Below are 6909 nucleotides of genomic sequence, written 5' to 3'. Positions count from 1 at the left end.
GCGTTCAGCGGATGCTTACGACACATATAAGACATTTTTACAAAGGAAAGAATTTTTTAAGAAAAATTCAAAATTTGAAAAATATGGTCTGACTTGTTACCCAAAAAAAGTGGCTGATAATTTCTATGGTTGTTATGGGAAATCCAAAGAACAGAATGTTGCTGGTGTTTTATTGGATGTAGTTGCTTTAGAAAATACGGTAGATAATCGATTTGTTCAAATTAGAGGAGAGAGTTATGAGCCCAATAAATATGGCGGTATATGGGTTCAGTGGGAAACGAATTTAAATAATTGGGACAAATGGCAAGAGATAGATAGTGCAATTTGGCGCTTATTAGGTACATGGAACTCTGCTCCATCACCTCAAAAACTAACTAAATAGTTCCCCATTTAACATAATGGCTGTTATACGCAATAAAAAAACCTGGGCACCAACCCAGGTCTAAAATTTAAAAAACAGATAAATATCAGTGCAATAAACTCATTTTTCTAATTTCGCATAACGCGTATTATGTTAATTTTAGGAAAGCTCACTAATCATCAAATTAAAAATATAAGAGAGACTTATGGACTCATATCTTAATTCAGGGGCTGGTTTTCCTGCTGGAACACGTATAAATACAGACAAAGGTTTAATCGCCATTCAGAACATTAAAGTCGGAGATTTAGTACTGTCAAAGCCAAAAAATGGTGACGGAGAGTTATGCTATAAACCTGTTATAAGAATATCTACTTGTGAGAATAGTGAGATTTGGGAGCTAACCTATTTCCAAATTAAAGCAAATACAGATTTATCAAAATTAAATAAAAGCAAATTATTGCAACTTTCTCGCAAAGGAAAAATGGTCAGTAATATGCTGAGGTCTAATCAGACATTCTGGGTTAAGAATATTGGATGGACGCGCTTGGATGAGTTGAAGAACGGTCAAGCTATAGAAACATCTGATCAAGAAATCATTGGTCTTGTTTTTATGGTGAATCCATTACGAAAAACAAGTATGGAAAATGTGGCTGGAAGTTACCATCCTAGCAATATATTTAATGCGGATAAAAAAGGTTTTGATATTGAAAATGTTGAATATTTTACTTTTATCAAATATGGCTTAGAAGGACCTATCGAATGTATAGGTGATGATAATGTACCTAGTCCAATATGTGTTAATGGTGAAAGTGTTCACGTTCTCTCAGAGACATTCCGATTAAAAACTTACAGCTTTGACGTTGAGGATGATTATACTTGCTTTATTACGAAGCTAGGATTGTGGGTTAATAATACTGCCTATAAATAATATAAGAAATAAATTACTAATTTTCTTATTTAACATAATGGTGGTTATACGCAATAAAAAAACCTGAGCACCAACCCAGGTCTAAAATTTAAAAAACAGATAAATATCAGTGCAATAAACTCATTTTTCTAATTTCGCATAACGTGTATTATGTTAATTTTAGGGAAATTTAAGAATCTCTATGCAATGGTTTATTCAATATTCTTTGATTTCTTATCTTTTAGGCTAATCAGAAATAGCCAATAACATAAGCCAGGAAATAGAGCCATAAAGATAGTCCATGTATCTGTATACATCTTCCACCACTCTTTCGAAATTTCTCCTGTGTGACTCCATCCAAAAAGAATAAAAAATGGAGTAGCAATAATTATAGAGGCAATACAGATAGTTAATAAATTAAGACTGTTATAACGATTTAAAAGAATTGAGAATATGAAGCTGAAAGGTACAGTCAAAATACAATAAGCCAAGTAGACAAGACCGTGCCCTACAAGAACCACTAAAATCGAGTATAGGCTGTATTCCTGATTCATTACGATAAACAGGACTGCTGTGAAAAAAAGTAGTGGTAAAGGAGAAAGTAAGAGAGCTTTTACTATTTTTTCATTTGAGTATTTCACTAATTTAATTCTCTTATCTACTCAATAAACAATAATACTATAACGATTTTATTGGAGGTTTTTTGATTCTATTTAACATAATGGCTATTATGCAAAGTCGACTTGTAATGCAATTTGCATTACACTATTCCTAGTACATTAAATACTTGGGAAATATGATGGCTACTGTTAACTTCAGGATCGATGAAGCCCTTAAAGAAAAATCTTATTCAATCCTTAAAGAGCAAGGTATTGCACCTACGGATTTCTTCACTAGTATTCTTGAGTATGTTGCTACGACTGGGAAACTGCCTGTCAAAAAAGCTTTGCTTTCGGAAGAAGATGAAGAATTATTAGCTCTTGTCCGTAAGCGCATTAATGATCCTAAAGAGATGTTTGAGGAAGTCACATTAGATGACTTATAAGCTTTTACGTCACAAGGACTTTACAGCAGAATGGGAAAAACTCCCTGTTGCTATACGAGATCAATTTAAAAAGAAACTAGCCAAAGTCATAGAGCAGCCACATATTCCAAAGAATATGCTTAGAGGCGATCTTGCAGGTTGCTATAAAATCAAATTATTAAAAGCTGGTGTCCGACTTGTCTATCAAGTTAAAGATGATCAGGTAGTTATCCTGCTCATTACCGTCGGAAAACGAGCTCATAGCATAGTTTATGACGAAGCGAAAAAGCGAATTAAAGACTAAAAATGGGAGCTTATAGCTCCCATTTTTGCCTTCGTATAAGGTGTATTATGTTAATTTTAGGAAATCTAAATACCCTTTTGATTCATACTTCTTTAAAAACTTTTTTTCTAAGCCATAGCGAAACTGTCACTAAGGCAATCAATACAGGCACTTCAACAAGCGGTCCAATCACTGTTGTGAAAGCTACAGGTGAAGCTAATCCAAAAGTGGCAATCGCTACAGCCAGTGCTAATTCAAAATTATTGCCTGCCGCAGTAAAGGAAATAGCAGTCGTTTTAGGGTAATCGTTACCCATCCACTTACTCATAAAGAAGCTGATGAAGAACATTGCAACAAAATAGATCGTCAAAGGAATAGCGATTCTAAGCACGTCTAGAGGAAGGCTAATCACTTCACCACCTTTAAGACTGAACATTGCTACAATCGTGAATAAAAGCGCAATAAGGCTGATTGGGCTAATCTTTGGAATAAACTTAGTTTGATACCAATCCAAACCTTTCTGTTTGACTAAAATCAGCCGGGTTAAAAAACCAAGTAAGAATGGAATACCTAGATAAACCAGAACAGCATGGGTAATGGTCCAAAAGCTTACATCAATGATTTGTGCTTCTACCCCAAAGAATGGCGGTAAGAAGGTCAAGAACAACCAAGCATAAGTACTAAAGAACAAGATCTGGAAGATACTGTTAAACGCAACCAAGGCAGCAACATATTGATTATCCCCACATGCCAAACCATTCCAGACGAGGACCATCGCAATACATCGAGCTAAGCCTATGAGAATTAGGCCAGTCATATATTCAGGATAGGCGTGCAGAAAAATAATGGCCAAGCCAAACATTAAGCAAGGTGCAATGACCCAGTTCTGAATAAGAGATAATGTAAGGGTACGCTTATCCTCAAAGACTTTAGGCAAGGTTGCATAGTCAACTTTGGCAAGTGGTGGATACATCATCAAAATAAGCCCTATTGCGATAGGGATATTCACTGAATTAATGCTTAATTGATCTAATACAACAGATGTTTGAGGGAAAAACACCCCAATACCTACGCCTAATGCCATGGCAATGAAAATCCATAGAGTTAGGTTTCGATCTAAGAATGAGAGCTTTGATGCGGACATTGAATTACTCGCATTGCATAGAGATAGATAAGTTGCTCGTAGATTTATTTAATACTTCAGCATTCAAAACACTGAACACTGCATTTACCCATTCTGGTAAATCAGGATTTAATCGGTAATACACCCATTGTCCCTTGCGCTCATCTAGCAAAATTGAAAGGTTACGAAGTAAAGCCAAGTGACGAGAAATTTTAGGTTGGCTCAGTTGTAATATTTCTGTGATTTCACAAACACATACATTTTGTCTTTCTAAAATAATTTTTAAAATATCTAGACGTGTCGGGTCAGATAGGCATTTAAAGAAATCTGCTTGATCCATAATCTATACTCTAATATATGCTATTGCGAATATACGCATATCCATATATAAATGCAATATTATGAAGTCCTGAGTAAGTCCAATGTCATCAAAAGTTAAGATCTATCATAATCCAGCGTGCGGAACATCAAGAAATACACTGGCGCTAATTCGAAATACCGGAGAAGAACCTGAAGTTATTGAGTATCTTCTCAACCCTCCAAGTAAAAGTGAACTCATTAATTTAATTGAGAAATCAGGTCTTTCTGTACGTGAAGCTATTCGCAAAAACGTGGAACCTTTTGAAACGCTCAAGTTGGATCAGCAACACTGGACAGATGAGCAGCTTATTCAGTTTATGCTGGAGTATCCAATTTTAATTAACCGTCCATTTGTTGTGACTGAACTGGGGGTAAAACTATGTAGACCATCTGAACTCGTTTTAGATATTTTGTCTGCACCTCAATTAGGAGCTTTTACCAAAGAAGATGGTGAAATAATCATCGATGAAAATGGTAAGCGGATTAAATAAATCCGCCTCATTTAACATAATGGCGGTTATACGCAATACACTTGTATATTAATACAAATATCAACTACTTAAAAATTTAGTCATGACTAAAAAATCAGCAAAAAGCCGATTTTGAAACAAGTCGGCTTTTTTATGAGCAGTTTTGATAGTTCTTGCCAATAAATTTGTTTAAAAAGTAGTCGATTTTGCGATTTTTTAAATTTTATCAATGCTTGAATGCTTAAAATTATCCACATTTTTTGTGGATAAAATTTAGGCTATTTTGTACGCTCTGGCGTACATAAATCTCGGCCCTTTGCGGCTACCTGGGACAGTGGAATTTTCCTATGATGAACTCATCGGGAACAGGAAGTTCCATACAAGAATAACAAGAGATAAGCACAAGGACTGTAAGGTACGACAGGAGTTATACCGAGCGAACCAATACGAAAAACCCCGGCAGGATGCCGGGGTTTTTTATTGTTTATCCTTTCTCATTTGCAAAAACAAGCATAATGCCCTTAAAATATAGACTATAATCTATATTTTGGTTGTGGTATGTGGACAGTCATTACGACAGATCTATTTAATCAGTGGCTTGAACAGCAAGATGAATCGACACAAGAGAAGGTCCTAGCTGCCCTGGTTGTTCTACAGCAGCAGGGACCGAGTTTTGGCCGTCCTTTAGTAGATACTGTGTATGAGTCTAAATTTACCAATATGAAAGAACTGCGTGTTCAACATCGCGGTAGACCCTTAAGATCTTTTTTCGCATTTGATCCCTTACGACAGGCTATTGTTCTATGTATTGCTGATAAAGGCGGTAAAAAGCGTTTTTATAAAGACATGCTGGATATTGCAGATGAACAATACTAACTTCATCTCACCACCCTAGGAGATAAATCTAATGGCTAAGACTCTGCAAGAATTGTTAGCTAGCCGCTCTCCAGAGAGCCAAGCCCGTATTCAAAAAATGGCAGATGAATTACTGCTAGAAAATCAGCTTCATCTTATTCGTGAAGAACTCGAAATTTCTCAAAAAGAGCTTGCTGAAACTTTGGGAATAAAACAGCCATCGCTTTCAGCAATAGAAAATCGTGGCAATGATCTTAAGATTTCAACCATGAAAAAGTATGTTGAGGCAATGGGTGGGAAGCTCCGTATTGATGTAGAGCTTCCAACAGGAAAACATATAGGATTCAACGTTTAACAATAAAAATGGGAGCTATAGGCTCCCATTTTTAGATTCGTATAACGTCTATTATGTTAATTTTATGAAATTTAAACATTTACCTTATAATTTAACTGTAGTTCATCCGCATTTTCCCCTCTAATTCCCCAGTTTTCTTTAGGAGTTTCAAATATAGTTATCTCAACATCATTTGAATCAATACCGCATAGATTGTTTATATTTTCGAATAGAGTCTTAATAAATGCTTTTTTAGTCTCTTTTGTTCGTCCATCGAACATGGAAATTTCAATAATTATATAAGATGCACTGCGGTCTGCTGGATATATAAAATTTTTGGATTCTAGTGGAATAAAACGTTGAAACCTTTTTTCTTCAGGGTATTTTAATTCTTTAACTAAAGCCTGATGGATAGCTTTACTTAAATTATCACGATGTAATTCTATAGTTTCATCTAAAGCATAAATTTTTATCTGAGACATTACTTTCTCTAAATTAAAACCCTAATTTTAGCTTAATCTCCCCCTCCCATTTAAGATAATGGCTGTTATACGAAATGAAAAAACCTAGACTCTGGTCTAGGCTTAAAATTTAAAAAATGAATAGCTACCGATTTTGTAGACACCTTTTAGTTAGATAAAAAAGCAATTTTTTTGATCTTTAAAGAATGAGGATATAAGCTGTTTAAAACTTAATTCTAATTGGTTAATAGGTGAAAAATGAAATTAGCAGAAGCTCTCTTACTTCGAAGTGATCAACAAAAAAAAATTATTTCACTAAAACAACGTATCAATGCAAATGTATTGGTACAAGATGGTGATCAACCATCTGAAGATCCAAATGAACTACTAAAACAAGTATTTTCTTTAATTCAAGAATTTCAAAAATTAAGTTATGCAATTCATAAAACTAATGCTTTAACAAAATTAGATGATGGCCGTTCTCTACTTGCTTTATTGACTTTGCGTGATGAATTTGTAGAACAGCACAAAACCCTAACTGCAGCAATAAGTAATACATCTCGTGAATCTGATCGTTATAGTACGCGGGAAATAAAGTGGCATAAAGTTATTCCAGTTTCATCATTACAAAAACAAGCTGATGATATTAGTCTTAAATTACGTGATTTAAACGTGTTAATTCAGTCGAATAATTGGAAAATTGATTTGATTGTAAGCATCCGCTGAACGCC

11 protein-coding genes and 1 pseudogene are annotated in these 6909 nt (G+C 34.8%); 8 read left to right on the top strand and 4 right to left on the bottom strand.

Annotated features, from left to right (window positions below; genetic code table 11):
* Together B4J23_RS06430 and B4J23_RS06425 are read left to right on the top strand one after the other, a co-directional pair.
* Nucleotides 1–382 (top strand): annotated as a pseudogene (locus B4J23_RS06430) (hypothetical protein); the annotation flags it as partial.
* 184 nt (nt 383–566) lie between these two features.
* Nucleotides 567–1289 (top strand): hypothetical protein, encoded by a 723-nt coding sequence (locus B4J23_RS06425; RefSeq protein ID WP_078194509.1) that lies wholly within the window; start codon nt 567–569, stop codon nt 1287–1289.
* Nucleotides 1290–1480: 191 nt separating this feature from the next.
* On the opposite strand, the gene B4J23_RS06420 is transcribed toward B4J23_RS06425, so the two are convergent.
* Nucleotides 1481–1909: a hypothetical protein gene (locus B4J23_RS06420; protein WP_180070478.1), complete on the bottom strand. Its 429-nt coding sequence runs from the start codon at nt 1907–1909 to the stop codon at nt 1481–1483.
* Between the two features lie 158 nt (nt 1910–2067).
* On the opposite strand from B4J23_RS06420, the gene B4J23_RS06415 reads away from it, so the two are divergent.
* Together B4J23_RS06415 and B4J23_RS06410 are read left to right on the top strand one after the other, a co-directional pair.
* Nucleotides 2068–2313, top strand: coding sequence for a type II toxin-antitoxin system RelB/DinJ family antitoxin (locus tag B4J23_RS06415; protein ID WP_000246755.1), 246 nt, complete (start codon nt 2068–2070; stop codon nt 2311–2313).
* A complete protein-coding gene (locus B4J23_RS06410) occupies nt 2303–2596 on the top strand; it encodes a type II toxin-antitoxin system RelE family toxin (protein ID WP_262738921.1) in 294 nt (97 codons plus the stop codon). Before B4J23_RS06415 ends, B4J23_RS06410 begins: the two co-directional genes overlap by 11 nt.
* Before the next feature lie 82 nt (nt 2597–2678).
* On the opposite strand, the gene arsB is transcribed toward B4J23_RS06410, so the two are convergent.
* Nucleotides 2679–3719, bottom strand: coding sequence for an ACR3 family arsenite efflux transporter (arsB, locus tag B4J23_RS06405; protein ID WP_004647746.1), 1041 nt, complete (start codon nt 3717–3719; stop codon nt 2679–2681).
* 4 nt (nt 3720–3723) lie between these two features.
* The gene (locus B4J23_RS06400; protein WP_004781105.1) at nt 3724–4038 is read right to left on the bottom strand and encodes an ArsR/SmtB family transcription factor; all 315 of its coding nucleotides are present in this window, start codon (nt 4036–4038) and stop codon (nt 3724–3726) included.
* Between the two features lie 82 nt (nt 4039–4120).
* Between B4J23_RS06400 and arsC the strand changes: the two genes are divergently transcribed.
* The 3 genes from arsC to B4J23_RS06385 all read left to right on the top strand — a co-directional run bounded on the left by arsC (nt 4121) and on the right by B4J23_RS06385 (nt 5738).
* Nucleotides 4121–4549: an arsenate reductase (glutaredoxin) gene (gene arsC / locus B4J23_RS06395; RefSeq protein ID WP_004647748.1), complete on the top strand. Its 429-nt coding sequence runs from the start codon at nt 4121–4123 to the stop codon at nt 4547–4549.
* 537 nt (nt 4550–5086) lie between these two features.
* A complete protein-coding gene (locus tag B4J23_RS06390; RefSeq protein WP_291359412.1) occupies nt 5087–5404 on the top strand; it encodes a type II toxin-antitoxin system RelE/ParE family toxin in 318 nt (105 codons plus the stop codon).
* A 31-nt stretch (nt 5405–5435) separates the two neighbouring features.
* On the top strand, nt 5436–5738 hold the full coding sequence (locus tag B4J23_RS06385; protein ID WP_001140620.1) for a helix-turn-helix domain-containing protein: 303 nt from the start codon (nt 5436–5438) through the stop codon (nt 5736–5738).
* 71 nt (nt 5739–5809) lie between these two features.
* Here B4J23_RS06385 and B4J23_RS06380 read toward each other — a convergent pair whose 3' ends face one another.
* Nucleotides 5810–6199, bottom strand: a complete 390-nt coding sequence (locus B4J23_RS06380) for a tautomerase family protein (protein ID WP_180070474.1) — start codon at nt 6197–6199, stop codon at nt 5810–5812.
* A gap of 237 nt (nt 6200–6436) precedes the next feature.
* On the opposite strand from B4J23_RS06380, the gene B4J23_RS06375 reads away from it, so the two are divergent.
* Nucleotides 6437–6904, top strand: coding sequence for a DIP1984 family protein (locus B4J23_RS06375; protein ID WP_291359394.1), 468 nt, complete (start codon nt 6437–6439; stop codon nt 6902–6904).
* The last annotated feature ends 5 nt before the right edge of the window (nt 6905–6909 follow it).

This window comes from Acinetobacter sp. UBA3025 (genome assembly GCF_002367915.1).
Taxonomy (GTDB): domain Bacteria; phylum Pseudomonadota; class Gammaproteobacteria; order Pseudomonadales; family Moraxellaceae; genus Acinetobacter.
The sequence above is the reverse complement of the archived record's forward strand: the minus strand, read 5'-3'. Positions and strand labels throughout refer to the sequence as shown.

Bases quoted from the DNA above. Each gene is read 5' to 3' on its own strand.
- B4J23_RS06380 (WP_180070474.1), bottom strand. From the start codon at position 6,199: ATGTCTCAGATAAAAATTTATGCTTTAGATGAAACTATAGAATTACAT.
- arsC (WP_004647748.1), top strand. From the start codon at position 4,121: ATGTCATCAAAAGTTAAGATCTATCATAATCCAGCGTGCGGAACATCA.
- B4J23_RS06415 (WP_000246755.1), top strand. From the start codon at position 2,068: ATGGCTACTGTTAACTTCAGGATCGATGAAGCCCTTAAAGAAAAATCT.
- B4J23_RS06400 (WP_004781105.1), bottom strand. From the start codon at position 4,038: ATGGATCAAGCAGATTTCTTTAAATGCCTATCTGACCCGACACGTCTA.
- arsB (WP_004647746.1), bottom strand. From the start codon at position 3,719: ATGTCCGCATCAAAGCTCTCATTCTTAGATCGAAACCTAACTCTATGG.
- B4J23_RS06385 (WP_001140620.1), top strand. From the start codon at position 5,436: ATGGCTAAGACTCTGCAAGAATTGTTAGCTAGCCGCTCTCCAGAGAGC.
- B4J23_RS06375 (WP_291359394.1), top strand. From the start codon at position 6,437: ATGAAATTAGCAGAAGCTCTCTTACTTCGAAGTGATCAACAAAAAAAA.
- B4J23_RS06410 (WP_262738921.1), top strand. From the start codon at position 2,303: ATGACTTATAAGCTTTTACGTCACAAGGACTTTACAGCAGAATGGGAA.
- B4J23_RS06390 (WP_291359412.1), top strand. From the start codon at position 5,087: ATGTGGACAGTCATTACGACAGATCTATTTAATCAGTGGCTTGAACAG.
- B4J23_RS06425 (WP_078194509.1), top strand. From the start codon at position 567: ATGGACTCATATCTTAATTCAGGGGCTGGTTTTCCTGCTGGAACACGT.